Below are 25,418 nucleotides of genomic sequence, written 5' to 3'. Positions count from 1 at the left end.
CGGCATGAGTATTTCCGGAAAAGTGAAAGCAGACCCCATTCCTTCATCGTTTTGAAAATACCTTGGGGGGAGTCGCCCATGGCGACGGGGGGCTGGCCCCCCTTCCACCTTGGCCGCATCAACAAAAGCTCCCGTGACAGAACCACCCCGCCGACATCTCGGCCCCGTGCCCGTAATAGAGCCACAGCCGGTCGCCATCCCGGCAGCTGACCCGCCAGTAATCCCGCGTGCCGGTGCGCCAGTCCGGGTCGTCCAGCCACCATTCGCGGGTGATCCGCTCCGGCCCCTCGGCGCGGGTCACCTCCTTGTCCTGCCCGCGCCAGCGAAAGCGGTCGGGGATGTCCGGTCGCTCGGGGGCCTGCACAGGTTCCGGCCGCCAGAGAACCAGCGGACGCGGTACCCCCGGCCGTGGCCAATGGCCAGCGGGGTCTGACCAGGCGGCGCCCAGCACCTGCGCGGATTTCTCGGGCAGGTGGCTTTCGCCCGGATGGCGCCGGGTGACCGCCTCGAGCCCGATCCGCGCGCCCACCCGCGTCACCAGGTCATCCATCGCCGTGCTTTTCGCCAACCGCTCCGACACCGCCTGTCCGGCGGCCAGGTGGCCGGTGCTTTGCCGGTCGTGCAGCGGCTCTGTCCGGATCGCCTCGAGCCGGATCATGTCGATGCCGAAGCCGGCCTCGATCTCGGGCAGCTTCATCGCCACCAGCGGGCGCAGCCGGTCCGGATCGGCGGCAGGGCGGGCGAGGCCGGCCTCGATCCCCTGCCTGGTGCCATCGGCGCGATGCGCCTCGAGCCGGACCAGCCGCGCGCCCAGCCCAGCCGATTTCAGGTGATCGCACAGCCGGGGCAGCAGGCGGTCGAGCGCGGCCGAAAGGTCCTCCGCCAGCCCGATCGGTTCGGGCAGGGTCAGCCGCACGGCAAAGGCGCGCGGCGGCGGGGCGGGCGACAGCGGCTCGGCGGCTGACCCCAGCGCCTGGTCCAGCCGCAACACCAGCCCCTTGCCAAAGCGCCGTCCCAGCGCGGCGCGCGGCTGGCCCGCCAAGTCTCCGACCAGCCGCAGCCCCAGCCGCGCCAGTTCCTCCACCAACGCCGGCTCCAGCCGCAAGGCCGCGACCGGCAGCGGCGCCAGCGCCGCATGCGCCTTGCCGTGCCCCGCGATCCTCTCGGCGACCGAGGCGGTGCTCACCCGGCTCGGTGCCGCCCCGCCCCGTTCCCAATGCCGCCGCTTCACCGCGCGCGACCGGGTGGCGCGTGCCTCCTGCTCCACCGCGTCGCCGCTGCGATGCGACGCCGCCGCGCGCCCGGCATAGCGCGCCAGCGCCCAGGCCGCGCCCACCGTGTCCGCGATCCCGGCCCGCAGCGTGAGCCCGAGGTCGGCCGCCCCGGCCTCCGCCGCCTCCAGCAGCCCGGCCTCCCCGCCGAACAGATGCGCGCAGCCCGAGATGTCCAGCAGCAGCGCCGCCGGCGCCTCCTCGGCCACCCAGGGCGAAAACTGCCCGGCCCAACGGCGCAACACGCCCAGGAACGCCGCCTCGGCCTGCGGATTGCGCAGCCGCGTCAGCAGACCCGAGCAGATCGCCTGCGCATCCCGCAGCGGCTGGCCGACCGACAGCCCCTCCGCCTCGGCCGCCGCGTTCAGCGAGGACAGCACCTGCATCTGCCCCTGCGCCTGCACGACGCCCAGCGGCTGATCCGCCGCGCCGAAGCCACGCCGCATCAGCCGCTCCGCGCCAAGGCGGGGGAACCAGAGCGACAGGATTCGACGGGCGGGCATGGGCAGCAGCTACATGTTCATGATTTGTTCCAAATCTAGTCCCGCGCCACCCAAGAGTCGAGTCCACCCAGCCCTTCATCGTTTCCCAAATACCTCGGGGGACGGTGCCCACGGGCACCGGGGGGCAGCGCCCCCTCCGTCCTCTCCGCCTGGCGTCCCCCCGTCCTTCATCGTTTCAAAAATACCTCGGGGGAGTCGCCGCAGGCGACGGGGGCTGGCCCCCTCCGCGCCGGCGTTAGCCGGCGCGCCCCGGGTCGGATTGCCACGGCAATCTGAAACCCGACATCACCCCCCGCCGATCAAGGCCCCGGCCGCAAAGACCAGCGCCCCGCCCAGCACCACCTGGAAGGTGGCCCGCAGGAACGGCGTGTCCATGTAGCGGTTCTGGATCCAGACGATCGCCCACAGCTCGACGAACACGACGATCATCGCCGTCACCGTCGCGGTCCAGAAATGCGGGATGAGGTAGGGCAGCGCATGCCCCAGCCCGCCGAGCGTCGTCATCACGCCCGAGGCGACCCCCCGTTTCCACGGAGAGCCGCGCCCCGACAGCTCGCCATCATCCGACGCCGCCTCGGTGAAGCCCATCGAGATCCCGGCCCCCACGCTCGCCGCCATCCCGACAAGGAAGGTCGTCCAGGTGTCCTGCGTCGCAAAGGCGGTGGCAAAGATCGGCGCCAGGGTCGAGACCGAGCCATCCATCAACCCCGCCAGCCCCGGCTGCACCCAGGTCAGCACGAATTGGCGATGGGCTGTCACCCCCTCGGCCTCTCGCGCACCGTCGTCCAGATGCGCCTCCTCCAGCTTGCCTGCCCGGTGCTGGTGCCCGGCCTCGGCGGCGGCCAAGTCCCCCAGCAACTTGCGCGTCGCCGCGTCGCTCGTCCGTTGCGCGGCCCGCAGGTAAAACTGTTCCGCGTCATGCTCCATCAACTCGGCCTCCTCGCGGATCCGCTCGATCCCGAGGTTCTCGACCAGCCAGACCGGCCGCCGCGCATAGTACCCGGCCACGTGCTCGCGCCGGATCAGCGGGATCACCGCGCCGAACCGCGTCTCGTGCATGGCGATCAGCCGCTGGCGATGGCCGTCCTCCTCGGCCGCCATGCCATCAAAGATCTTGGCCGTATCCGGGTAATCCGCCCGCAGCATCTCGGCATAAGACCGGTAGATCCGCGCATCGTCCTCCTCGGACGAGATGGCCAGCGCCAGGACTTCCTGCTCGGACAGGTCGCGGAATCGTCGCCGCTGGGTGAGGAAACGCATGACAGCTCCAAAATTTAGAACAATTCCAAACTACGGCAGCCGAAAAGCCGCCGCAAGCGGGCGCGGCGGCTTGCCGCAAGTGAACTGAACGGTTTATATTCAGGCTCCACAGAGTCGGAGACCGGAATGGATGGCGGATCGCCCGTCCCCCGCAAGGGGCGCAAATACGACCAGGTGCTCAAGGGCGCGCGGCAGGTCTTCCTGACCGACGGCTTCGAAGGCGCCAGCGTCGACGATATCGCCCGCGCGGCCGAGGTGTCCAAGGCCACGCTTTACAAGTACTTCCCCGACAAGCAGCACCTGTTCCTCGAGGTCGCGCGCCAGGAATGCATCCGCATGGCCGATGCCGCCGAGGCAGAGATCAAGCCCAGCAGCTCGATCCGGCAGATGCTGCTGCAGGCGGCGACGCAGATCACGCGCTTCATGGTCTCGCCCTTCTCGATGCGCATCTTCCGCATCTGCGTGGCCGAATCCGACCGCTTCCCGGAACTCGGCCGCCAGTTCTACAGCTGCGGGCCCCAGCTGGGCCGCGAACGGCTCCGCGCCTTCATGCAGGAGGCCCATGCCGCCGGCGCGTTGAACATCGACGACTTCGATCTCGCCGCCGACCAGTTCGGCGAGCTCTGCCGTGCCTCGCTCTGGCCGCGCATGGTCTTCGGCATGCAATCCGACTTCACCGAGGCCGAGATCCAGCGCGTCGCGCAGGGGACTGCGGACATGTTCATCGCGCGTTATGGCACCGACCAGGACGAGGTCACCTGTCCCACGCCCGAATGAAGCGCGCCGGGCGGCCCCACGAGGGATCCGCCCTTCATCTTGTCACTAAACTCCGGGGAGCGTGAGGGGCTGGCCCCTCACTCCCGCCCTTTCCGCTCAGATCCGCTCGATGGCAAGCGCGATGCCCTGTCCGCCGCCGATGCACATGGTGATCAGCGCCTTCTTTCCGCCGATCCGCTCCAGCTCGTACATCGCCTTGACGGTGATGATCGCGCCGGTGGCGCCGACCGGGTGACCGAGGGCAATGGCCCCGCCGTTCGGGTTCACCCTGGCCGTATCCAGACCCAGCGCGCGGTTCACCGCGATGGCCTGGGCGGCGAAGGCCTCGTTCGATTCGATCACGTCGAAATCGCCCACCGACAGCCCGGTGCGCTTGCACAAGGCCTCGACCGCGGGGATCGGGCCAAAGCCCATCACCTCGGGGCGCACACCGGCATGGGCATAACCCAGGACGCGGAACTTTGGGCTAAGGCCTGCCGCCTCGGCCGCGCCAGCGCGGGCCAGCACGATGGCCGCGGCCCCGTCGTTGATGCCCGAGGCATTGCCCGCCGTGACTGTCCCGTCCTTCTGAAAGGCGGGGCGCAGGCCGGCCAGCACCTCGGCCGTGGTCGCGGGCTTGGGGTGCTCATCGACCTGGAAGGGCACCATGTCGCGCTTGACCTTGACCTCGACCGGCACGATCTGCTCGGCGAAATACCCCGCCTCGATCGCCGCGCCCGCGCGCTTCTGGCTTTCCAGCGCAAAGGCGTCCTGGTCTTCGCGGCTGATGGTCGACTCGGTCGCCACGTTCTCGGCCGTCACGCCCATGTGGCCGGTGCCGAAGGGGCAGGTCAGCGCGCCCAGCATCATGTCGAGCGTCCTGATGTCGCCCATCTTCTGGCCCCAGCGCTGGTCGGGCACGATATAGGGCGACCGGCTCATGCATTCCGCACCGCCGGCAAGCGCGAAATCGGCATCCCCCAGCATCAGCGATTGCGTCGCGCTGACGATGGCCTGCGCGCCGGATCCGCAGAGGCGGTTGACGTTCATCGCGGGCGTCGTGTCGGGAATCCCCGCCTGCATCGCCGCCACGCGGCTGAGGTACATGTCGCGCGGCTCGGTGTTGATGACATGGCCAAAGACCACGTGGCCGACCTGGCCGCCTTCGACCCCGGCACGTTCCAGCGCGGCCTTGGCGGCGGCGGTGCCGAGGTCGATGGGCGCGGTGCCCGCAAGGCTGCCGCCAAAGGTGCCGATCGCGGTCCGTGCACCGCCCAGGATGACGATATCGTCGCTCATGTGTTTCACTCCTCGTTCGCGTTTCGCGGCAGAGTGAACCCCAAGCCCGTCCGCTTGGCCAGCGAATAATCCCTGCGGGTGTCAAAGGCGTGCGCGATCTTCCGCGCTGCCGCCGTCTTTCGATTTGACGGCGATGGCCGCGGCGCGGCAAGGTTCCGTCATGACGGACAGTGCCCATGACATCCTTGCCCGGCTGCCCGGGCTGATCCGCGAGGCGCGGACCGAACGCGGCCTCACGCTCGAGGCGCTGGCGCAGGTTTCAGGCGTATCGCGCTCCATGGCCAGCCAGATCGAGCGGGGCGAATCGAGCCCGACGATCACCACGCTGGTGGCGCTGGCCGGGGCGCTGGACCTCGACCTTGGCGCGCTCTTTGCCCCGCCGCCGCGTGAGGGGCGGGTCGAGATCGTCACCGCGGATGCCGCCGGGCAAAGCGAGTTCGACGCCCAGGGCCTGCGCATCCGCGATTTCGGCGCCGGGCTGCGCGAGCTGCGGCTGGGCAATGGCGGCAGCTACACCGGAGAGCCGGGGCCGGGCGGCGCGGTGCTGCTGGCCTATGTCATCAATGGCACGGTCGAGGTCGTCTCGGGCGGGATCACCGCGCAGGCCGACCGGGGCGACGTGGCGCGCCTGGCTGCCGACGTGCCGCACGGGCTGCGCGCGCTCGACGGCGGGGCCAAGATCGTGCTGGCCCGCGGGACATGAGCGGGGCGCATGGGTCGATCCTGGGCGTGATCGGCGCGACGCCCTCGGTCTGGCTGGACCGGCTCTGTGCTGCCGCAGGGGTGGAGGGCCGCATCCTCGCCAAGCTCGACCACCTCAATCCCGGCTTTTCCAAGAAGGACCGCGCGGCGCTGGGCATCATCGAGGCCGCTAAGGCCGACGGCTCCCTGGCCGAGGGGCAGGTGGTGGTCGAGCTGACAAGCGGCAACATGGGCACCGGCCTTGCCATCGTCTGCGGGCAGCTGGGCCATCCCTTCGTTGCCGTGATGAGCCGGGGCAATTCAGTGGAGCGGGCGCGGATGATGGAAGCGCTGGGCGCCAAGGTGGTGCTGGTGGACCAGGCGCCGGGCGCGGTGCCGGGGCAGGTCTCGGGCGCGGACCTGGCGCTGGTCGAGGCCGAGGCGCAGCGGATCACCGCCGCGCGTGGCGCCTTCCGCGCCGACCAGTTCAACCACCCCGGCAACGCGGCAGCCCATGCGGCCGGGACGGGGCCGGAGCTGTGGGCCGACAGCGGCGGCACGCTGACCGATTTCGTGGATTTCGCCGGGTCGGGCGGGACATTCGGCGGCACCATGCAAGCCCTCGCGCCCCATGGCGTGCGCGGCTGGCTGGTGGAGCCCGAGGGGGCCGAGGTGCTGGCCGGGCGCGAGGCCACCCGCCCCGAGCATCCGATCCAGGGCGGCGGCTATGCCATGGCCGAGCTGTCGCAACTGACCGGTGCGCCGGTGGCCGGGCACCTGTCGGTCAGCGGCGACCGGGCGCGGCAGGTGGCGCGGGATCTGGCGCGGGTCGAGGGGATATTCGGCGGCTTCAGCGCGGGCGCCAACGTGGCGGCGGCGCTGGAGCTGCTGCGCGGCCCGGCCCGGGGCGGGCGCGTCGGGGTGATCGTCTGTGACAGCGGGCTCAAGTACCTGTCGACGGATCTTTGGGCCTGAGGTCGGGCAGGGGGGCGCTGCCCCCCGTCACCTGTGGTGACTCCCCCCGGAGTATTTATGGAATAATGAAGGGGGGGCGGGGGCGCTTGTGGAAGGGCGTCAGCCCAGCAGGAGCGAGGGCAGGATGTAGTCGCGCAGCGAGATGATGATGATGAACACCACCAGCGGCGCAAGGTCGAGCGGACGCGTGTCGGGCAGGATGCGGCGGACCGGGGTGTAGATCGGCTCGAGCAGGCGGTTCAGCCCCTCCCAGATCTGGCCGACCAGCGGCTGGCGCAGGTTCAGCACCTGGAAGTTGATCAGCCAGCTCATGATGATGTGCACCAGCATGATGAAGAAGGCCACGTCGAGGATCAGCCGCAGCGGGCCATAGATCGCCATCATTGGTCCGGGAACTCCTGTTCTTACCGCAGGCACACCTAAGCACACGCGGGGTAAAGAACAAGTGTCGCGAGGTCGCGATTGACGCGGGGCGGGCCGCGCGTCACCCCGGGGCCAAAAGGAGCGAGTGATGTATCCCGTGCTGCGCATGACCAAGGAGATGGCCCGCGCCCGGCGGATGGGGCCGCTGGACCCGGAGGGCACGCATGTGTCGTACCACCGCTGCTGGCCCTGGGACATCGACATGTTCCTCGAGCTGAACAACGGCCGGACGCTGACGCTGTACGATCTTGGCCGGGTGCCGCTGGCGCAGCGGACAGGCTTTCTGGCGGCGCTGCGCACCGGCGGCTGGTCGATGACCATGGCGGGCGCGATGGTGCGCTACCGGCGGCGGGTGCGGCCGTTCGCCAGCCTGCGCATGACTTCGCGGCTGGCCTGCTGGGATCACCGGTTCTTTTACCTCGAGCAGACGATGTGGCTGGCCAGTGGCGAGGCGGCGAACAATTGCGTCTACCGCGCCGCCGTGGTCGGCAAGGACGGGATCGTGCCGCCGCAGACGGTGGCCGAGGTCATGGGCCATGCCGCCCCCAGCCCCGAGGTGCCCGCCTGGATCGCCGCCTGGGTCGCGGCCGAGGATCTGCGCCCCTGGCCGCCGGTTGAAACCTGAGCCGTGGCGCGGCGCCGGACGCCTGATCCGTAGGAAGTCCTTGCGGCCCGCCGGCCCGCCGGCCTAACTGTGCGTAAACCGGACAGGGGCAGGACATGGCGGAGATCACGGCGCGCAAGCGGATCTGGGGCTGGTATTTCTTTGACTGGGCCAGCCAGCCCTATCACACCGTCCTGATGACCTTCATCTTCGGCCCCTATTTCGCCGGGGTCGCGGCCGAGTACTTCCTGGGCACGGGACTGGAAGAGAACCTCGCCGACGCCCGCGCCCAGACCATGTGGAGCTGGATGCAGGCGCTCGCCGGCCTCACCATTGCGCTGGGCGCGCCGATCATGGGCGCCCTGGCCGATACCACGGGCCGGGTGCGGCCCTGGATGGCGTTCTTTTCCCTGCTTTACGTGACCGGCGCGACTCTGCTGTGGTTCACCTTTCCCGACGGGTCGAACATGTGGACCATGCTGGTGGTCTTTGCCGTCGGCTTCATCGGGGCGGAATACGCGCTGATCTTCATCAACTCGCAACTGCCCAGCCTTGGCGACGAGAAGACGGTGGGCGACATTTCGGGCTCGGGCTTTGCCTTCGGCTATATCGGCGGGCTTTTCGCGCTGGCGATCATGCTGGTGTTCTTTGCCGAGCAGGGCAGCGGCAAGACGCTGGCCGGGCTCGACCCGATCTTCGGGCTTGATGCGGACCAACGCGAGGGCACGCGGGCCGTCGGGCCCTTTGTCGCGCTGTGGTACATCGTCTTCATGGTGCCCTACTTCCTGTGGGTGCGCGACACCGGCCACAAGGGGCGCGCGACCATTGCGGGCGCGTTCCGCAAGCTCGGGTCCACCCTCAGGGGGATCAAGGGGCGAGGCAGCCTGATCAACTTCCTGCTTGGCTCGATGCTTTATCGCGATGCGCTGAACGGTCTTTATGCCTTTGGCGGGATCTACGCGACGCTGGTGCTGGACTGGGAGGTCACGCAGATCGGCGTCTTCGGCGTGATCTCGGGGCTGGGTGCGGCGGCCTTTTCCTACGTGGGCGGCAAGGCGGACAGGGCCTTTGGCCCCAAGCCCGTGGTCATGACGGCGGTCGTCACGCTGATCCTGGTCTGCATCGTCATCGTCAACTTGTCGCGCGCGGCGATATTCGGCGTGCCGCTGGCTGAGGGCAGCCAGTTGCCTGACGTGATCTTCATCGTCTGCGGCGTCTTCATCGGCGGGATGGGCGGCACCATGCAGGCCGCCAGCCGGTCGCTGATGGTGCGCCACACCGACCCCGCGAACCCGGCCGAGTACTTCGGCCTCTACGGTCTATCGGGCCGTGCGACGGCCTTTATCGCGCCGGCGCTGGTGGGGCTGTTCACCACGCTTTCGGGCAATGTGCGCATCGGCGTCTCGCCGCTGATTGCCCTTTTCCTCGTGGGGCTCGTCCTGCTAGCCTTGGTGAAACCGCAAGGCGAACGCATCGGAGGCAGCGGGCAATGAAACAGGTAGTGAAGCGATCCCTTTGGGCCGTGGCCATGGCCGCCGCGCTGGTGTCCTGCGGCCAGCGCGAACGGAGCGAACACAATGCCCCGCGCGCGGCGGCGGTCGCGGTCCCGGCGGCGCTGTCCAGCAAGTCGGCCAAGCAGCTGTTCGGCGGCATGCCCGATGCCTCTGTCCAGGCGCCGGCACCCTATGGCAGCTATGCCAAGGGCTGCGTCGCCGGCGCCGTGCAACTGCCCGAGACCGGCCCGACCTGGCAGGCCATGCGCCTGTCGCGCAACCGCAACTGGGGTCATCCCGAGATGATCGACTACCTCAAGGACCTCTCGGCCAAGGTCGCGCGCCTGCCGGGGTGGGAGGGGATCTATGTCGGCGATATCAGCCAGCCGCGCGGCGGGCCGATGCTGACCGGGCACGCGAGCCACCAGATGGGCCTTGATGCCGACGTCTGGATGCTGCCCCCGAAACGGCTGAACCTCAGCCGCGACGAGCGTGAAAAGATCAGCTCGATCTCGATGCGCCGGGCTTCGGGCGCCTATGTGAATTCGGACTGGACGCCGCAACATCACGAGGTGCTGAAGGCGGCCGCCAGCGACCCGCGCGTGGCGCGGATCTTCGTCTTCCCCGGCGCCAAGGTGCAGATGTGCAACGATGAAAAGGGCGACCGGACTTACCTGCGCAAGATCCGGCCCTGGTACGGGCATCACTACCATTTCCACGTGCGGCTGAACTGCCCGCGCGGGGCGACCGGCTGCGTGCCGCAGGACCCGCCGCCCGCCGGGGACGGCTGCGCCGATGCGCAGGCCTGGGTGAACAACATCCTGAACCCGCCGCCGCCGCCGAAGAACCCGCCCGCGCCGACCCCGCCGCGCCCCGAGCTGACGCTGGCCGACCTGCCCGGCCAATGCGCCGGCGTGCTGCAGTCCAATTGATCGGCCGCGCCTCGTCCTGACATGGGTCCGTATCGGAGAGGCAAGATGGGGCTGCGCCTGACCGCCGTCGTGGCCAGCCTGGCCGCGCTGACCCTCACCAGCTCGGCCGAGGTGCCCTGGCCCGCCAGTTTCCTGTCGCGCCACACCTGGTCGATGGAGGATGACCGCTTTGGTGGCTGGTCGGGGCTGGAACTGTCGGCGGATGGCACGCGCTTTACCGCGATTTCCGACCGCAGCTACATCATCACGGGGACGATCACCCGCAAGGGCAGCAAGATTATCGGCGTCACGGCCGAGGGGCTGCGCCGCCTCGACCCCGGCCGCAAGGATCTCGATTCCGAAGGGCTGGCGATTGCCGGTGACGGGACACTCTACTTTTCGTCCGAGAACACCCGGGATGTGCGGCGGCTGGACGCCACGGGCTCGACCCCGCTGCCGCAACACGATGTCTTCAAGCGCCTGCCCGGCAACGGCGGGCTCGAGGCGCTGGCCATCGGCCCGGATGGCACGCTTTATGCCCTGCCGGAACGGGGCCTCACGCGCGGCGCCTACAACCCGGTCTTCCGGTTTCAGAACGGCGCATGGGGTGTGCCGCACCTGATGCTGCGCAGTGACGGCTTCGTCCCCGTAGGCGCAGATGTCGGCCCCGATGGCGCGCTTTACGTGCTGGAACGGGCTTTCTCCGGCCTGGGGTTCAGCAGCCGCGTCCGCCGCGTCCACATGACGGGCGAGGCCTGGTCCGACGAGGTGCTGCTGCAGACCCCAACAGGCCGTCACGACAACCTCGAAGGGCTGGCGGTCTGGCGCGACGACGCGGGCCGCATCCGGCTCACCATGATCTCGGACGACAATTACCGGTTCTTCCAGCGGACCGAGGTCGTGGACTACGCCCTGACGGAATGACTTGCGCGACTCGGGGGCAGGCGTTACACGCCGCCCGTTCCCGATGACCGGGGGCCATGTCGCCGCGACCATGTAAAAACGGACACATATATCATGACACGCATCCTGCCCGGCGTTATCGCCATGGCCGCCATCGTGGTGGCCTCGAACATCCTGGTCCAGTTCCTGATCCTGGACGGGCTCCTCACCTGGGGCGCCTTTACCTATCCTTTGGCCTTCCTGGTGACGGACGTGATGAACCGCGTCTACGGCGTGGGCCCTGCCCGCCGCGTGGTCGTCGCCGGTTTCGTCACCGGCGTCATCTGCTCGCTCATCGGCTCGCAGATCATGCTGGAATACGGCCCGGCCGTACCGCTGCGCATCGGTGTCGCCTCGGGGATCGCCTTCCTTGCGGCGCAGCTGACCGACGTCGCCGTCTTCGACCGCGTCCGTTCGGGCCGCTGGTGGCGCGCGCCGCTGATCTCGACCCTGGTCGGATCGGCGCTCGACACGGTGCTGTTCTTCTCGATCGCCTTCTCGGCCACGCTGGCCGTCTTCGGCACCGCCGCGAATGAGGCGACCGCCTGGGCGCTCGACCCGATGCCCTTCCTGACCTTCGGCCCGATGGCGCCGCTCTGGGTCAGCCTGGCGTTTGCCGACTGGCTGGTGAAACTTGCGCTCGCTTTGGTGGCACTTTTTCCGTTCCGCGCGATCGTCGAAAAAATTTCTGCTCAACCGGTGTGAAATTCATTTGACTGAAACACAAGATGTGCCACCCTCAATGTATCGCGAAACATTGGAAAGGAGGTGCTCTAGTGTCTATCAGGAACCTGGAGAGTGGCGTCGGAACAGTGTTGGAGGCGCGAACCTAGGGCAGCCCCTGGGTTTCGAAACCCCGACATTGGTGCAGGCCTAACCGCCATCACCTCCACGATTTCCGAAAGGGCCGTCCCGACGCGGGGGCGGCCCTTTTTCGTTGCCGCGCGGCGCGTTATGTAGGGTGCGAAAGGGGCCGTCATGCTGCGCATCACCGACGACATCGTCATCCAGGACTGGGAGCTGACCGAGCAATTCGTGCGCGCGTCCGGCCCGGGCGGCCAGAACGTGAACAAGGTGAGTTCCGCGGTCGAACTGCGCTTTGAGGCCGAACGCTCGCCCTCGCTGCCCGATCCGGTCAAGCGGCGGCTGCGGCGGCTGGCCGGGCGGCGCTGGACCAAGGACGGCGCGGTGGTGATCCAGGTGTCGGAGGAACGCTCGCAGGCCCGCAACCGCGAGATCGCCCGCGAGCGGCTGGCGGCGCTGGTGCAGCAGGCGCTCGTGGCCCCGAAGCGGCGCATCCCCACCAAGGTCTCGGCCAACCAGAAGCGCAAGCGCGTCGAGGCCAAGAAGGCCCGGGCCGAGGTGAAAGAGAAGCGCGGCTGGGACAGGTGAGGCGCCAACCCCCCTTGTTCACCGAATCTTAAGCTGCGATTGTTCCGTTAAGAGCAGTTTTACCAAACCAACAGGTTCCCCCGATGCCCCGCGACTCCGGCGCCGCCCTGTCGATTCTGAGCGATACCTTCGGGTTCGACAGCTTCCGCCCCGGGCAGGAGGAGATCGTGACCGCCGTCACCCGCGGCGACAACGTGCTGGCGATCATGCCCACCGGGGGCGGGAAATCCTTGTGTTTCCAGCTGCCTGCCCTGCTGCGCGACGGGGTGACGGTGGTCATCTCGCCACTGATCGCCTTGATGCGCGACCAGGTGCGGGCCCTGCGCGAAAACGGCGTGCCCGCGGGCGCGCTGACCTCGGGCAACACCGAGGACGAGACCGAAGAGGTCTTTGCCGCCATCGACGAGGGCCGGCTGAAGCTGCTTTACATGGCGCCCGAACGGCTCGCCTCGGCCGGGGCGCATCACCTGCTGCGCCGCGCGGGCGTGTCGCTGATCGCGGTGGACGAGGCGCATTGCGTCAGCCAGTGGGGCCATGATTTCCGCCCCGATTACCTGCGCATCGGTGAGCTGCGGCGCGCGCTGGACGTCCCGCTCGCCGCCTTCACCGCCACCGCCGACCAGGAGACGCGGGACGAGATCGTTGTCAAGCTGTTCGACGGCGAGGCGCCGACCAGCTTTCTGCACGGGTTCGACCGGCCGAACATCCACCTGGCGTTTCAGCCCAAGGACAACCCGCGCCGGCAGGTCCTGGCCTTTGCCGCTGCCCGCAAGGGCCAGTCGGGCATCGTCTATTGCGGCACGCGGGCCAAGACCGAAAGCCTGGCCCGCGCGCTGCGCGACGACGGCCACAGCGCCTGTCACTACCACGGCGGGATGGAGGCCGACGACCGCCGCGAGGTCGAGACGCGGTTCCAGCGCGAAGACGGGTTGATCGTCGTCGCCACGGTCGCCTTCGGCATGGGTGTCGACAAGCCCGACATCCGCTGGGTCGCACATGCGGACCTGCCGAAATCGATCGAGGCCTATTACCAGGAGATCGGCCGCGCCGGCCGCGATGGCGGGCCGGCCGAGACGCTGACGCTCTTCGGGCAGGACGACATCGCCCTGCGCCGCAGCCAGATCGACGAAAGCCCCGCCCCGGCCGAGCGGCGCGATGCCGACCACGGGCGGCTCAACGCTCTGCTCGGGCTGGCCGAGGCGCAGCATTGCCGGCGCGAGACGCTGCTGGGCTACTTCGGTGAAACCGGCGTGACCTGTGGCAATTGCGATCTCTGCGACACACCGGCCGAGCTTTTCGACGGGACCGAGGCGGTGCGCAAGGCCCTGTCGGCCATGCTGCGGACCGAGGAGTTTTTCGGCAAGGGCCACCTGATCGACATCCTCATGGGCAAGGCGACCGACAAGGTGCGGGCGCGCGGCCACGACGGCCTGCCGACCTTTGGCGTGGGCAAGGACCTGTCCAAGGGGCAATGGGACGCGGTGTTCCGGCAGATGCTGGGCAAGGACCTTTGTCGACCCGACCGCGAACGCCACGGCGCGCTGCGGATGACCGACGCCGCCCTGCCGATCCTGCGCGGACAGGATTCGATCACCCTGCGCAAGGACAGCATCGACCGCGCCCGCGACAGCCGCCCCGCCGCCAAGGCCATGGTCAGCGAAGAGGACGCGCCGCTGCTCTCGGCCCTCAAGGCCAAGCGCCGCGCCCTGGCCGAAGAGGCGCGGGTGCCCGCCTATGTCATCTTCAACGACCGCACGCTGATCGAGATGGCCGAGACGCGGCCGACCTCGCTGGATGCCATGGCGCGGATCAGCGGTGTCGGCGCGAAAAAGCTCGAACGCTACGGCGACGCCTTCCTGGCCGTGATCGGCGGAGAGGCCGAGCATATGCATCCCAGCCGCCGCAAGCTGGCCGGCCGCGATGCGGGCGCGCTTTATGATCGCCTCTTGCAGGTGCAGGCCGGGTTGGCGCGCGGGATGGACGGGATGGAAAAGCCGTTGTCCTGTTCCGCCTCGCAACTGGCCAAGGTCGCGCAGTCCCGGCCCGGTGACCTCGCATCGATGGACCGTATCCTTGGCGACAAGCGGACGGAACGTTTCGGCCCCGCCTTTCTGGACGTCCTGGCCGAGGATGACTAGATCCTGCCCCAAGACAGGAGTGCTGCCATGCTGATCGTGATTTCCCCCGCCAAGCGGCTTGACTGGGACGAGCGCCCGGGCGTCCCCATGACCGAACCCGCGCTGATCGAGGATGCCAACCGGCTGGCCAGGACCGCGCGGAACCTGACGCTGGGCGACCTGAAAAAGCTGATGGACCTCAGCGATGATCTGGCGCGGCTGAACCGCGACCGGTTCAAGGCCTGGTCCGACACGCCGGAGGCGCAGGCGATCCGCCCCGCCGCGCTGGCCTTTGCCGGCGACACCTACATCGGGCTGGACGCCGGTAGCCTGGAGGCCGAGGAAATGGATTGGGCGCAGGATCACCTGCGCATCCTGTCCGGCCTTTATGGCGTGCTGCGCCCGCGCGACGCGATGCAGGCCTACCGGCTGGAAATGGGCTCGCGCCTCAAGACCCGGCGGGGCAAGTCGCTGTACGATTACTGGCGCGACGGCCCGGCCAAGCTGCTGAGGGCCGAGGCCGACAAGCTGGGCACCGACGTGCTGGTCAACTGCGCCAGCCAGGAATATTTCGGCGCGGTCGACCTCAAGGCGTTGAAACTGCGGGTGATCACGCCGCAGTTCATGGAGCAGAAGGACGGTGCCGAGCCGCGCATCGTCAGCTTTTTCGCCAAGCGGGCGCGCGGGTCGATGGCGCGCTACATCATCCAGCACAGGCTGACCGACCCCGAGGCCCTGCGCGATTTCGACTACGGCGGCTACCGACTTGACGCGGACCGGTCGGAACCCGATCGCCCGGTGTTCCTGCGCGCCGAGGGGGCCGAGGCCGCCGCCTGACCCCTAGACCGCAGCCCGGTCGGCGACGGGCAGGGGCGGCATGGCATCCTCGGGCGCGTGGCGCCGGATCATGTCCAGGATTTCTTTTTTCTTCAAGGGCTTGGTCAGGTAATCGTCCAGCCCCGCCGCCAGGATCGCCTCGCGGTCGCCGGTCATGGCATGGGCGGTCATGGCGACGATTGGGACATGGCCGCCGGTCTCCGCCTCGAGGCGGCGGATTTCCTGCGTCGCCTCCTTGCCGTCCATCACCGGCATCGAGATGTCCATGAAGACAAGGTCGGGCCGGTTGACGCCGAAAGCCTCGACCGCCTCGACCCCGTTCTCGGCGAATTCGAGCGTGATCTCGGCGTCCTTCACCATCTTGCCGAACACCAGCCGGTTGGTCTTGTTGTCCTCGGCCGCGAGGATGCGCATGCGCCGCCCCGTGCCCTTGGCTGTGGGCCGGCCCCGCACCGACGAGAAATCCGGCATGCTGCCAACCTCGGGCAGGGCCGGCACCGAGGGGGCAAGGGGCAGCTCGGCGATGGTTCCGATCGCCGCCTGCAGCTCGCTGCGCAGGACCGGGGTCTGCAACACGCCTGCCAGCAGCACGCGGGCCGGGTCGTTCTCGGCGAAACCGGGATTGGCCGAGAGCAGCAGGATCGGCACCGACAGGCCCTTGCCGCGGATCTGTTCGGCCAGTTCCAGCCCGTCGGTATCGGGCATGGAATGCTCGGTCAGCACGAGGTCGATGCGCGCGTCGATCTGCGCCATGGCCTGTGCCGCGCTCGACGCCTCGACCACCTCGAGCCCGAACTGTCCCAGCTGCCGCCCGATGATCTGCCGGTTCGCCGCCAGGGAATCGACCACCATCACCCGCCGCAGCACCCGTGCGATGCGCTTGTCCGGTGCGCGCACCGGTTCTGCCATGGGCAGCGACAGGCGGAAGCCAAAGGCCGAGCCCTCGCAGAGGCGGCTTTCGACCCAGATCTCGCCGCCCATCAGCTCGACCAGGCGCTTGGTGATGGCAAGGCCCAGGCCCGTCCCCTCGAACTTGCGGTTCCGCTCGTCCTCCACCTGGTTGAACTGGCCGAAGACATGATCGAGCATCTCGGGCGCGATGCCGATGCCCGTATCCTCGACTGTGACGATGATCTGCGCGGTCTCGCCTTCGACATAGCCGGTGACGCGGGTCAGAACGTGACCCTTCTGCGTGAACTTGATCGCGTTGCCCAAGAGGTTCGTCAGGATCTGCCGGACGCGCCCCGGGTCGCCCACCAGCAGCGTCGGCAGGAAGATGTCGTAATCGATCAGCACGCTCAGCCCTTTGTCGCGTGCCGTGGGCTGCAACATCATCGTGACCGCGTGGATGCAGCGTTCCAGGTCGAAGGGTTCGGGGTGCAGGACCAGCTTGTCCGCCTCGATCTTGGAATAATCGAGCACGTCGTTGATGATCACCAGCAGCGCCTCGGCCGAGGACCGGATGGTCGAGACATACAGCCGCTGCTCTTCGGTCAGCGGGGTGTCGCCCAAGAGTTCCGACATGCCGACAACGCCGTTCATCGGCGTGCGGATCTCGTGGCTCATGTTGGCCAGAAAGGCCGATTTCGCGCGGTTCGCCGCCTCGGCCCGCTGGCGGGCGTTCTTGATCTGCGTCTGGTGGCGCATCTCGCGGGTGATGTCGCTGGCCACGCTGACCACGTCGCCGCCCTGCCCGCGCTGGTCGATCAGCCGGACGTAGCGGTTGTTCCAGAGCCGGATGGTGATCGGGTCCGGCGTGGCGGAGTTCCACCGCTCGATCATCATGGCGCGCCATTCCGCCGGGCCAAGATCGCCCGTGTTCACCACCCCTTCCTCGGTCACCAGTTGCAGAAGGCGGGGATAGCTGACGCCCGGCTTGACCTCTTCAAGCCCGTCGAACGCCTCGAGATAGGCGCCGTTGGCGATGATCAACTGGTTGTCCCCGTCGAAAAAGGCAAATCCGTCCTGGATCGTCTGGATGGTCTGCCACATCCGCCGCTCGATCAGCTCGATCCGCTCGTGGGCGGCGGTGATGGCGCTGCGGTACTTGAGGTTCTGCGTGCGGACGTTGGTGATCTCGGCCCGGGTTTCGACGATCTCTTCGGTCAGGGCCTTGGCGTGGCGGCCAAGCTTGCGATTGGCGGCAAAAAGCTCGGCCTGCTTGAGTTCAAGCAGGCGCTCGGCGGCAAGACGGGCGCGCCGTTCCTGGGCAAGTCTTTCCGCGAGGCTCATGCCAATGGGGTGCTCTTGGGGTCGTCCGGACCCGGCGAATGTGCCGCTGCCCGGGTGAATATCCTGTTAAGGACGTCAGGGCAGGATGGCGGGAATCGTTGCGCCGCGCGGGTCCGCCGTGCACGATGGACCCATTCCCGAGGGGAGGTTTTCGATGCACCGTTTTCTTGCCGCCATTCTGTTTGCCCTGCTGTCCGCCACCTGGGCCGGGGCCGAACCGACCGTTCCGGATCGCCGCATTGTCGTGACCCGTGACGTGGATTTCTACGGTGGCGACCTGCAGGCGCTGTTCGACACCACTTTCGGCGCCTGCCAGCGCACCTGCCTGGCTGAGCCGCGCTGCGCCGCCTTCACCTTCAACACCCGGTCGAACGCCTGTTTCCCCAAGACCGGCGTGACCGACCGCCAACCCTACGAGGGCGCATTGTCGGCGATCACCGTCGCCACCGATCCGGGCGTGCTGTCGCGGTCCGACGCGCTGCGGGGCGAGCTGTTCTTCCTGTCGGACAGCGACATCGACCGCGCGGTCGAACAGGCCGAGGGGCTGGGCGCCAACCATCCCGGCGGGCAATGGTCGGTCGAGGCGCTGCTGCGCGCCGTGGCCGACCGGCGGGCCGAGGGCAACCTGCCCGGCGCGATCTACTGGCAGGGTGCGGCGGTGTCGCAAAGCGATGCCAGCGACCAATGGGCGGAATTCGCCCGGCTGATGTTGATGGTCGAGACGCCGAACGGCAGCCAGACCCGCACCTATCGCCAGAACGCGCTCTCTGCCGCAACGAACGCCTACCTGCGGGCCGGGAATGACGCGCAGAAGGTCTCGGCCCTCGTGGTCCTGGCCGAAGCGCTCGAGGAAAACCGCCGCGGCCGCGACATGATCCCGGCGCTGCGGCTGGCGCAGGACATCCGGCCCCGCGACGACATCGCGGCGCAGCTGGATGACGCCATCGGCAAGTACGGTTTCCGCATTGTCGAGCACGAGGTCGAGGCCGACAGCCCCACCCCCCGCATCTGCGCCGAGTTCAACGAACCGCTGGTGCGGGCGGGCGTCGATTACGCGCCTTACGTGCGCCTGCCAGACCAGACCCTCGCCGTCGAGGCGCAGGGCAACCGGCTCTGCGTCGCGGGCGTCACCCATGGCAGCCGCCACGCCATCACCTTCCGCGCCGGCCTGCCTGCCGCGTCGGGCGAGACCCTCGCACGGGACGTGACCCTGACGCTTTACGTGCGCGACCGCGCGCCGTCGGTCCGCTTTCCCGGCCGGGCCTACGTGCTGCCGCGCAGCGCCGATGCCGGCCTGCCGGTCGAGACGGTGAACCTGGCCTCCATCGACCTCACGCTCGCGCGGATTTCCGACCGCAACATCCTGCGCGCGATCCAGAACGATTACTTCGGCCGGCCGCTGGATTACTGGCAGCTCAGCCAGTTCCGCAACATCGGCGAGGAGGTCTGGACCGGCTCCGCCCCCGTGGACGCGCCGCTGAACCGCGACATCACCACCCGCCTGCCGCTGGGAGAGGTCGTCGCCGCGCTCGATCCCGGCATCTATGCCCTTACCGCCCGTGACCCGGACGGCGACGAATACGACGACCCGGGCGCGACGCAATGGTTCGTGCTGTCCGATCTCGGGTTGACGACCCTGTCGGGCACCGATGGCCTGCACGTCTTCGTCCGCTCGCTCGCCTCGGCCGACCCGCAGGGCGGCGTCACGGTCGAGCTGGTGTCGCGCGCCAACCGCGTGCTCGGCACGGCCACGACCGATGCGCAGGGCTATGCGCGCTTCGATCCCGGCCTCGCGCGCGGCACTGGCGGGGCAGAGCCTGCGCTGGTCACGATCAAGACCGACACCGACATGGCGTTCCTGTCGCTCACCGACCCGGCGTTCGATCTGTCGGATCGGGGCGTCGAGGGGCGCGAACCCAGCCCGCCGATCGACGTCTTCCTGGCCACCGACCGCGGCGCCTACCGCGCGGGTGAGGTTATCCATGCCACGGTCCTCGCGCGCGACGGCGTGGCCGCGGCGATCCCCGGCCTGCCGCTGACCGCGATCCTGCACCGGCCCGACGGGGTGGAATATTCCCGCATCACGTCGACGGACGGCACGGCGGGTGGCCATGTGTTCGATCTGCCCGTGGGCAGCACCGCCCCGCGCGGGACCTGGCGGCTGGACATCCACGCCGATACCGAGGCGCCCGCGCTGGCGACCACCGCGCTGCTGGTCGAGGATTTCCTGCCCGAACGCATCGACTTCGACCTCTCGCTGCCCGACGGCCCGATCCGCCCCACGGACAGCCCGCCGCTCAGCATCGAGGCGCGCTATCTCTTCGGCGCCCCTGCAGGGAACCTTCCGGTCGAGGCGAACGTGCTCCTGCGTCCGCGCCGCACGCTGGACGCCTTCCCTGGCTATCAATTCGGCCAATACGATGCCGAGCTCAGTCCCCGGTCGCGCTATTTTGGCGAGAATGTCCGCACGGATGCCCAGGGCATGGCGCAGATGGCCGTCGAGTTCCCCGAGCTCGAGGGCGTCGACCGCCCGCTCGAGGCGCGCATCCGGGTCACGGTGCAGGAGGGCTCCGGCCGCCCGGTCGAACGCGCATTGACCCGCACCCTCGCCCCCGGCGCACCGATGATCGGCATCAAGCCGCTCTTCGACGGCGTGGTGGGCGAAGGGACCGAGGCCGCCTTTGACCTCGCCGCGATCTCGCCCGCGCTGGAACGCACTCAGATGCCGGTGAAATGGACCCTGAACCGGGTCGAGACGCGCTACCAATGGTACCAGCTTTACGGCAGTTGGAACTGGGAGGTGACGACCACCCGCAGCCGCGTCACCGGCGGTGAAGTGATGCTGGGCGATGCGCCCGTCGAGGTGTCGGGCCCCGTCGACTGGGGCCGCTACGAGCTGATCGTGGAACGTGTTGGCGGCGACTACGTGGCGTCGTCGGTCGAGTTCTACGCGGGCTGGTACGCGCCCGCCGATGCCTCCTCCACCCCCGACACGCTGGAATTGTCGCTCGACAAGCCCGCCTATGCCACCGGCGAGACGGCGCAGCTGCGCATCGTGCCGCGCTACGCGGGCAAGGCGCTGGTGACGGTCATGTCGAACCGGCTGATCCACATGGAAGCCATCGAAGTGGTGGAGGGCGAAAACATCGTCCCCCTCACCGTGACCGACGACTGGGGCGCCGGGGCTTACGTGACCGCGCAGGTGATCCGCCCGATGGACGCACCCGCCGGCCTGAACCCCGCCCGCGCGCTGGGCCTCAGCTATGCGCCGGTCGATCCCGGCGCCAAGGCGCTGCGCGTCGCCTTCGACGCGCCCGAGACCAGCGATCCGCGCGGGCCTTTGACGGCCGCCGTCACCGTGGACGCGGCCGAGGGCGAGACCGCCTGGGTCACCGTAGCGGCCGTCGACCTGGGCATCCTCAACCTCACCGGCTTCGACAGCCCCGACCCGCAGGCGCATTACTTCGGCCAGCGGCGCTTGGGGATGGAGGTGCGTGACCTCTACGGCCGGCTTATCGACGGCATGTCCGGCGCCATGGGCGAGATCCGGCAGGGCGGCGATGCCGAGAGCCTGATGCGGATGGAAAGCCCGCCGCCGACCGAGGATCTGGTCGCGCTGTTCTCGGGCCCCGTGCGGGTCGAGAATGGCCGGGCCGAGGTCACGTTCGACATCCCCGGGTTCAACGGCACCGTGCGCCTGATGGCCGTCGCCTGGTCGCCCACCGGCGTGGGCCAGGCCGAGGCGGACGTGCTGGTGCGCGACCCGGTGGTGGTGACGGCGAGCTTGCCGCGCTTCCTCGCCCCCGGCGACACCTCGCGGATGTTGCTCGAGGTGACCCATGCGCAGGGGCCGACCGGGCGGATGGGGCTGGATATTTCCTCCACCGGGCTCGATCTGGGCGCGCGGCCCTCGGGGCTGGATCTTGGCGACAAGCAGACCGCGCGGCTGGAGATCCCGCTGGCGGCCGGCGCGGTCGGTGACTACGCGATCCGCGTGGCGCTCACCACGCCGGACGGCAAGCAGCTGGTCAAGCAATTGACCCTCGGCGTGCGCGCGGGCGACCCCGAGATCGCCACGACCCGCCGCTTCCGCCTGTCGGACGGCGACACCTTCACCTTCGACACCGCCGTCTTTGCCGGGCTACGGCCGGGCACCGGAAGCGCCATGCTCTCGGCCGGGCCGCTGGCCAGGTTCGACGCGCCCGGGCTGCTGTCGGCCCTCGACCGCTACCCCTACGGCTGCACCGAGCAGGTGACCAGCCAGGCGCTTCCGATGCTCTATTTCTCGTCCGTCGCCGAGGCGCTGGATCTGGGTCACCAGGGCCAGATCGACCTGCGCATCGGCCAGGCCATCGACCGCGTGCTGTCGCGGCAGGCGGCCAACGGGGCCTTCGGCCTCTGGCGGGCCGACTCGGGCGACTTCTGGCTCGACGCCTATGTCAGCGACTTCCTGTCCCGCGCCCGCGCGCAGGGCCACGAGGTGCCGCAGATGGCGTTCCGCAACGCCATGGACAACCTGCGCAACCGGGTGAACTACGCGCCCGATTTCGACTATGGCGGAGAGGATATCGCCTATGCGCTCATGGTCCTCGCGCGCGAAGGGGCGGCCGCCATGGGCGATCTGCGCTACTACGCGGACGTCAAGGGCACCAGCTTTGCCACCCCGCTTGCCGCCGCGCAGCTGGGCGCGGCGCTGGCGGCTTATGGCGACCAGACCCGGGCGGATGCGATGTTCACCCGCGCGGCGGCGATGATCGCGGCGGAAAACCCCGATGGCGGCCGGGCATGGCGCGCCGATTACGGCACGGTGCTGCGCGACACCGCGGGCGTGTTGTCGCTGGCGGTCGAGGCCGGGTCGAACGCCGTCAACCGCGACCTGCTGGCGGCGTCCCTCAGCACCGACCGGCCGATGTCCACTCAGGAACAGGCCTGGTCGCTGCTGGCCGCCCATGCCATGGTCGCCGACCCGTCGATGAGCGGGATGCGGATCAACGGCCAGCCCATCGACGGCCCGCTGGTGCGCGTGATCGAGGATGATGTGGCCCAGCCGCTCGCCATCACCAACGCCTCGGGCCGCGACACCGACATCACCCTGACCACCTTCGGCAAGCCCTTGGGGACGGTGGAAAAATCCGGTTACGGCTACGCGATCGAACGGGCCTACTACACGATGGACGGCCAGCCGGTGACGGACCCTGTCCAGACTGGAGACCGCATGGTCGTGGTCCTGACTGTGCGCCCCTCCGAGGCGGGCGGCGCGCGGCTGATGGTCGACGATCCGCTGCCCGCGGGGCTCGAGATCGACAACCCGTCGCTCTTGCGCTCGGGCGATGTGCGCGAACTGGCATGGCTGTCGCCGGCCGAGGCGGACCACGCCGAGTTCCGCGCCGACAGGTTCCTTGCCGCCGTCGACTGGCGCTCGGCCGATCCGTTCCGGCTGGCCTACGTGGTGCGCGCGATCTCTCCGGGCGCGTTCCACCACCCGGCCGCCTCGGTCGAGGACATGTATCGCCCGCAGTACCGCGCCCGCACCGCATCGGGCCGTTTGATCGTCGAATGAAGGCGCGCTGGCCCGTCCTGCTGGCCATCGGCCTGACGGCCATCGGGCTGGCGCGCGACCGCTTCGACATCTGGGTCGGGGCGACCGACCTGCCCGTGCTGGTGATCGAGACGGGGGCCGAGGTGCGCGACCGCGATGGCGACCTCCTGCGGCCCTACACGGTGGCGGACGGGCTTTGGCGGCTCGACGCGGGGGTGGGGGACGTCGATCCGCTCTACCTGTCGATGCTGATCGCCTACGAGGACAAGCGGTTCCGCGACCATGCCGGGGTCGATCCGGTCGCCGTGACCCGCGCCGTCGCGCAGGCGCTGCGCTATCGCAGGCTGGTCTCGGGCGGCTCTACCCTGACCATGCAGGTGGCGCGGCTGCTCGAAGACGGCACCACGGGCCGCTGGGAGGGCAAGGTCCGCCAGGCCCGTGTCGCGCTGGCGCTGGAGCGGGAATTGACCAAGGACGAGATCCTTGGCCTCTACCTCAAGCTCGCGCCCTTCGGCGGTAACGTGGAAGGTGTGCGCGCCGCGTCGCTCGCCTGGTTCGGGAAGGAGCCCAAGCGCCTCACCCCCGCCCAGGCCGGGCTGCTGGTCGCCCTGCCGCAGGCGCCGACCAGCCGCCGCCCCGACCGGCACCACGATGCCGCCACCGCCGCCCGGTCCCGCGTGCTGGCGCGGATGGAGAGCGCGGGCGTGATCGACGCCGAGACGCGTCATGCCGCCGAGACCGAGCCGGTGCCCCATGCCCGCCGCGACTTCCCCGCGCTGGCCGCGCATCTGGCCGACCGGGTGCGGACCGAGGCGCCGCTGGTCACGCGGCATGTGCTGTCCATCGACGGCACCGCCCAGCGGGCCTTCGAAGACCTCGCCGCGCAGGCGCTGCTGAACCGGCCGGACCGGCTGTCGATCGCGCTGATGGCCGTCGATCACCAGACCGGAGAGATCCGCGCCTCCGTCGGCTCACCCGGCTATGCGGATGCGGACCTGCGGCAGGGCTACGTGGACATGACACAGGCGCAGCGCTCGCCCGGGTCCACGCTGAAACCGCTGGTCTATGCCATGGCCTTCGACCAGGGGCTGGCGCATCCCGAGACGCTGATCGACGACCGGCCGGTCAGTTTCGACGGCTACGCGCCGCAGAATTTCGACGGGCATTTCCGGGGCGAGATCCGCGTGGCCGAGGCGCTGCGGCAATCGCTGAACATCCCCGTGGTGCGACTGACCTCGGAACTGGGGCCCGAGCGCCTGATGTCCGCCCTGCGCCGCGCCGGTATCCGGCCCGAACTGCCGGGCCGGACGGCGGGTCTGGCCGTGGCGCTGGGCGGGATCGGCATGACGCTGGAAGACCTGATGCGGCTCTACGCGGCGCTGGGGCGGGGCGGGGAGGCCATCGAGGTGCACGCCACCCCCGGAATGGGCGCCGAGCTTGGCCCTCTGGTCAGCCGTTCGGCCGCCTGGCAGGTCGGGCATATCCTCGCCGCGCTGACGCCGCCGTCCGGCGCGCCGCAGGGGCCGGTCGCGTGGAAGACGGGCACGTCCTACGGGCACCGCGACGCCTGGGCCATCGGCTTTGACGGGCGGCATGTCGTGGGGGTCTGGATCGGCCGCGCGGATGGCACGCCGGTGCCGGGGGCCTTTGGCGGCAGCCTCGCCGCGCCGGTGCTGTTCGACGCCTTCCAGCGGCTGACGCCGCAGCGCACGCCCCTGCCGCCGCCCCCGCCCGAAACGCTGCTGCTGGGCAACGCGCAGCTGCCCGCGCCCTTGCAACGTTTCCGCGGCCGTGACGCGGTGTTCGAGGCGGCGGATGATGCGCCGAAACTGGCCTATCCGCCCGATGGCGCACAGGTGAGGACCGACGGTGGCGCGCTGGTGGTCAAGCTGCGCGACGGCACGCCGCCCTTTACCGTGCTGGCCGACGGCCGGCCCCTGCGCACCGGCGAACGGCGGCGCGAGATCGCGCTGACCCTGCCGGGGCGGGGCTGGACGCAGGTGACGGTGCTGGATGCGACAGGCCGGTCGGACCGGGTGACGGTCGAGCTGCGGTGAGGGCGGATGGTGGGCAGGAGGCCCACCTGACCACACAGGGTGAGGTCGGCGCCGGATGATTGCCCAAGTGCGGTGGGGAGCAGGCCCACCCTACGGCCGGTGACGGGGGCGCGCATGGGCCACCGT

Annotated in this window: 18 protein-coding genes; 13 read left to right on the top strand and 5 right to left on the bottom strand. The window is 69.3% G+C overall.

Annotation, left to right across the window (positions count from 1 at the left end; genetic code table 11):
• Positions 1 to 118 precede the first annotated feature (118 nt).
• Entirely contained in the window at positions 119 to 1,774 is a 1,656-nt protein-coding gene (locus tag MF270_RS09735; protein ID WP_238365686.1) for a DNA polymerase Y family protein, read from the bottom strand.
• 285 nt (positions 1,775 to 2,059) lie between these two features.
• The gene (mbfA, locus tag MF270_RS09730) at positions 2,060 to 3,034 is read right to left on the bottom strand and encodes an iron exporter MbfA (RefSeq protein WP_238365685.1); all 975 of its coding nucleotides are present in this window, start codon (positions 3,032 to 3,034) and stop codon (positions 2,060 to 2,062) included.
• Between the two features lie 126 nt (positions 3,035 to 3,160).
• Here mbfA and MF270_RS09725 point away from each other — a divergent pair, with 126 nt between their 5' ends.
• Positions 3,161 to 3,811 carry a TetR/AcrR family transcriptional regulator gene (locus MF270_RS09725; protein ID WP_238365684.1) on the top strand — a complete coding sequence of 217 codons (651 nt, stop codon included), beginning with the start codon at positions 3,161 to 3,163 and terminating at the stop codon, positions 3,809 to 3,811.
• Positions 3,812 to 3,907: 96 nt separating this feature from the next.
• On the opposite strand, the gene MF270_RS09720 is transcribed toward MF270_RS09725, so the two are convergent.
• Entirely contained in the window at positions 3,908 to 5,089 is a 1,182-nt protein-coding gene (locus MF270_RS09720; RefSeq protein ID WP_238365683.1) for an acetyl-CoA C-acyltransferase family protein, read from the bottom strand.
• Between the two features lie 160 nt (positions 5,090 to 5,249).
• On the opposite strand from MF270_RS09720, the gene MF270_RS09715 reads away from it, so the two are divergent.
• Together MF270_RS09715 and MF270_RS09710 are read left to right on the top strand one after the other, a co-directional pair.
• Positions 5,250 to 5,792 (top strand): helix-turn-helix domain-containing protein, encoded by a 543-nt coding sequence (locus tag MF270_RS09715; RefSeq protein ID WP_238365682.1) that lies wholly within the window; start codon positions 5,250 to 5,252, stop codon positions 5,790 to 5,792.
• Entirely contained in the window at positions 5,789 to 6,745 is a 957-nt protein-coding gene (locus MF270_RS09710; RefSeq protein WP_238365681.1) for a PLP-dependent cysteine synthase family protein, read from the top strand. The genes MF270_RS09715 and MF270_RS09710 overlap by 4 nt, the downstream gene beginning before the upstream one ends.
• A gap of 99 nt (positions 6,746 to 6,844) precedes the next feature.
• Here the strand turns inward: MF270_RS09710 and MF270_RS09705 are convergent, their stop codons facing one another.
• Positions 6,845 to 7,129, bottom strand: a complete 285-nt coding sequence (locus tag MF270_RS09705) for a YggT family protein (protein ID WP_238365680.1) — start codon at positions 7,127 to 7,129, stop codon at positions 6,845 to 6,847.
• A gap of 127 nt (positions 7,130 to 7,256) precedes the next feature.
• Here MF270_RS09705 and MF270_RS09700 point away from each other — a divergent pair, with 127 nt between their 5' ends.
• From MF270_RS09700 to yaaA, 8 genes are all read left to right on the top strand, one after another.
• Complete coding sequence (locus MF270_RS09700) at positions 7,257 to 7,793, top strand: acyl-CoA thioesterase (protein ID WP_238365679.1); 537 nt, start codon at positions 7,257 to 7,259, stop codon at positions 7,791 to 7,793.
• A 95-nt stretch (positions 7,794 to 7,888) separates the two neighbouring features.
• Positions 7,889 to 9,265, top strand: coding sequence for an MFS transporter (locus MF270_RS09695; protein WP_238365678.1), 1,377 nt, complete (start codon positions 7,889 to 7,891; stop codon positions 9,263 to 9,265).
• An 8-nt stretch (positions 9,266 to 9,273) separates the two neighbouring features.
• Positions 9,274 to 10,197 (top strand): penicillin-insensitive murein endopeptidase, encoded by a 924-nt coding sequence (gene mepA / locus MF270_RS09690; RefSeq protein ID WP_418887876.1) that lies wholly within the window; start codon positions 9,274 to 9,276, stop codon positions 10,195 to 10,197.
• Positions 10,198 to 10,242: 45 nt separating this feature from the next.
• Entirely contained in the window at positions 10,243 to 11,100 is an 858-nt protein-coding gene (locus MF270_RS09685; protein WP_238365677.1) for an esterase-like activity of phytase family protein, read from the top strand.
• A 93-nt stretch (positions 11,101 to 11,193) separates the two neighbouring features.
• Complete coding sequence (locus MF270_RS09680) at positions 11,194 to 11,823, top strand: queuosine precursor transporter (RefSeq protein WP_238365676.1); 630 nt, start codon at positions 11,194 to 11,196, stop codon at positions 11,821 to 11,823.
• A 273-nt stretch (positions 11,824 to 12,096) separates the two neighbouring features.
• The gene (gene arfB / locus MF270_RS09675; protein ID WP_238365675.1) at positions 12,097 to 12,510 is read left to right on the top strand and encodes an alternative ribosome rescue aminoacyl-tRNA hydrolase ArfB; all 414 of its coding nucleotides are present in this window, start codon (positions 12,097 to 12,099) and stop codon (positions 12,508 to 12,510) included.
• 83 nt (positions 12,511 to 12,593) lie between these two features.
• On the top strand, positions 12,594 to 14,648 hold the full coding sequence (gene recQ / locus MF270_RS09670; RefSeq protein ID WP_238365674.1) for a DNA helicase RecQ: 2,055 nt from the start codon (positions 12,594 to 12,596) through the stop codon (positions 14,646 to 14,648).
• Positions 14,649 to 14,675: 27 nt separating this feature from the next.
• On the top strand, positions 14,676 to 15,464 hold the full coding sequence (gene yaaA, locus MF270_RS09665) for a peroxide stress protein YaaA (RefSeq protein ID WP_238365673.1): 789 nt from the start codon (positions 14,676 to 14,678) through the stop codon (positions 15,462 to 15,464).
• Positions 15,465 to 15,467: 3 nt separating this feature from the next.
• Here yaaA and MF270_RS09660 read toward each other — a convergent pair whose 3' ends face one another.
• Positions 15,468 to 17,696, bottom strand: a complete 2,229-nt coding sequence (locus MF270_RS09660; RefSeq protein WP_238365672.1) for a response regulator — start codon at positions 17,694 to 17,696, stop codon at positions 15,468 to 15,470.
• Between the two features lie 154 nt (positions 17,697 to 17,850).
• Here MF270_RS09660 and MF270_RS09655 point away from each other — a divergent pair, with 154 nt between their 5' ends.
• Both MF270_RS09655 and pbpC read left to right on the top strand, forming a co-directional pair.
• Positions 17,851 to 23,256 carry an alpha-2-macroglobulin family protein gene (locus MF270_RS09655; RefSeq protein WP_238365671.1) on the top strand — a complete coding sequence of 1,802 codons (5,406 nt, stop codon included), beginning with the start codon at positions 17,851 to 17,853 and terminating at the stop codon, positions 23,254 to 23,256.
• A complete protein-coding gene (gene pbpC / locus MF270_RS09650; RefSeq protein ID WP_238365670.1) occupies positions 23,253 to 25,292 on the top strand; it encodes a penicillin-binding protein 1C in 2,040 nt (679 codons plus the stop codon). The genes MF270_RS09655 and pbpC overlap by 4 nt, the downstream gene beginning before the upstream one ends.
• Positions 25,293 to 25,418 lie beyond the last annotated feature (126 nt).

Source organism: Mesobacterium pallidum (genome assembly GCF_019966535.1).
Lineage (GTDB): Bacteria > Pseudomonadota > Alphaproteobacteria > Rhodobacterales > Rhodobacteraceae > Mesobacterium > Mesobacterium pallidum.
Note: the sequence above shows the minus strand (reverse complement) of the source record. Positions and strands in the feature narration are given on the sequence as shown.

Bases quoted from the DNA above. Each gene is read 5' to 3' on its own strand.
- MF270_RS09735 (WP_238365686.1), bottom strand. From the start codon at position 1,774: ATGCCCGCCCGTCGAATCCTGTCGCTCTGGTTCCCCCGCCTTGGCGCG.
- mbfA (WP_238365685.1), bottom strand. From the start codon at position 3,034: ATGCGTTTCCTCACCCAGCGGCGACGATTCCGCGACCTGTCCGAGCAG.
- MF270_RS09725 (WP_238365684.1), top strand. From the start codon at position 3,161: ATGGATGGCGGATCGCCCGTCCCCCGCAAGGGGCGCAAATACGACCAG.
- MF270_RS09720 (WP_238365683.1), bottom strand. From the start codon at position 5,089: ATGAGCGACGATATCGTCATCCTGGGCGGTGCACGGACCGCGATCGGC.
- MF270_RS09715 (WP_238365682.1), top strand. From the start codon at position 5,250: ATGACGGACAGTGCCCATGACATCCTTGCCCGGCTGCCCGGGCTGATC.
- MF270_RS09710 (WP_238365681.1), top strand. From the start codon at position 5,789: ATGAGCGGGGCGCATGGGTCGATCCTGGGCGTGATCGGCGCGACGCCC.
- MF270_RS09705 (WP_238365680.1), bottom strand. From the start codon at position 7,129: ATGATGGCGATCTATGGCCCGCTGCGGCTGATCCTCGACGTGGCCTTC.
- MF270_RS09700 (WP_238365679.1), top strand. From the start codon at position 7,257: ATGTATCCCGTGCTGCGCATGACCAAGGAGATGGCCCGCGCCCGGCGG.
- MF270_RS09695 (WP_238365678.1), top strand. From the start codon at position 7,889: ATGGCGGAGATCACGGCGCGCAAGCGGATCTGGGGCTGGTATTTCTTT.
- MF270_RS09685 (WP_238365677.1), top strand. From the start codon at position 10,243: ATGGGGCTGCGCCTGACCGCCGTCGTGGCCAGCCTGGCCGCGCTGACC.
- MF270_RS09680 (WP_238365676.1), top strand. From the start codon at position 11,194: ATGACACGCATCCTGCCCGGCGTTATCGCCATGGCCGCCATCGTGGTG.
- arfB (WP_238365675.1), top strand. From the start codon at position 12,097: ATGCTGCGCATCACCGACGACATCGTCATCCAGGACTGGGAGCTGACC.
- recQ (WP_238365674.1), top strand. From the start codon at position 12,594: ATGCCCCGCGACTCCGGCGCCGCCCTGTCGATTCTGAGCGATACCTTC.
- yaaA (WP_238365673.1), top strand. From the start codon at position 14,676: ATGCTGATCGTGATTTCCCCCGCCAAGCGGCTTGACTGGGACGAGCGC.
- MF270_RS09660 (WP_238365672.1), bottom strand. From the start codon at position 17,696: ATGAGCCTCGCGGAAAGACTTGCCCAGGAACGGCGCGCCCGTCTTGCC.
- MF270_RS09655 (WP_238365671.1), top strand. From the start codon at position 17,851: ATGCACCGTTTTCTTGCCGCCATTCTGTTTGCCCTGCTGTCCGCCACC.
- pbpC (WP_238365670.1), top strand. From the start codon at position 23,253: ATGAAGGCGCGCTGGCCCGTCCTGCTGGCCATCGGCCTGACGGCCATC.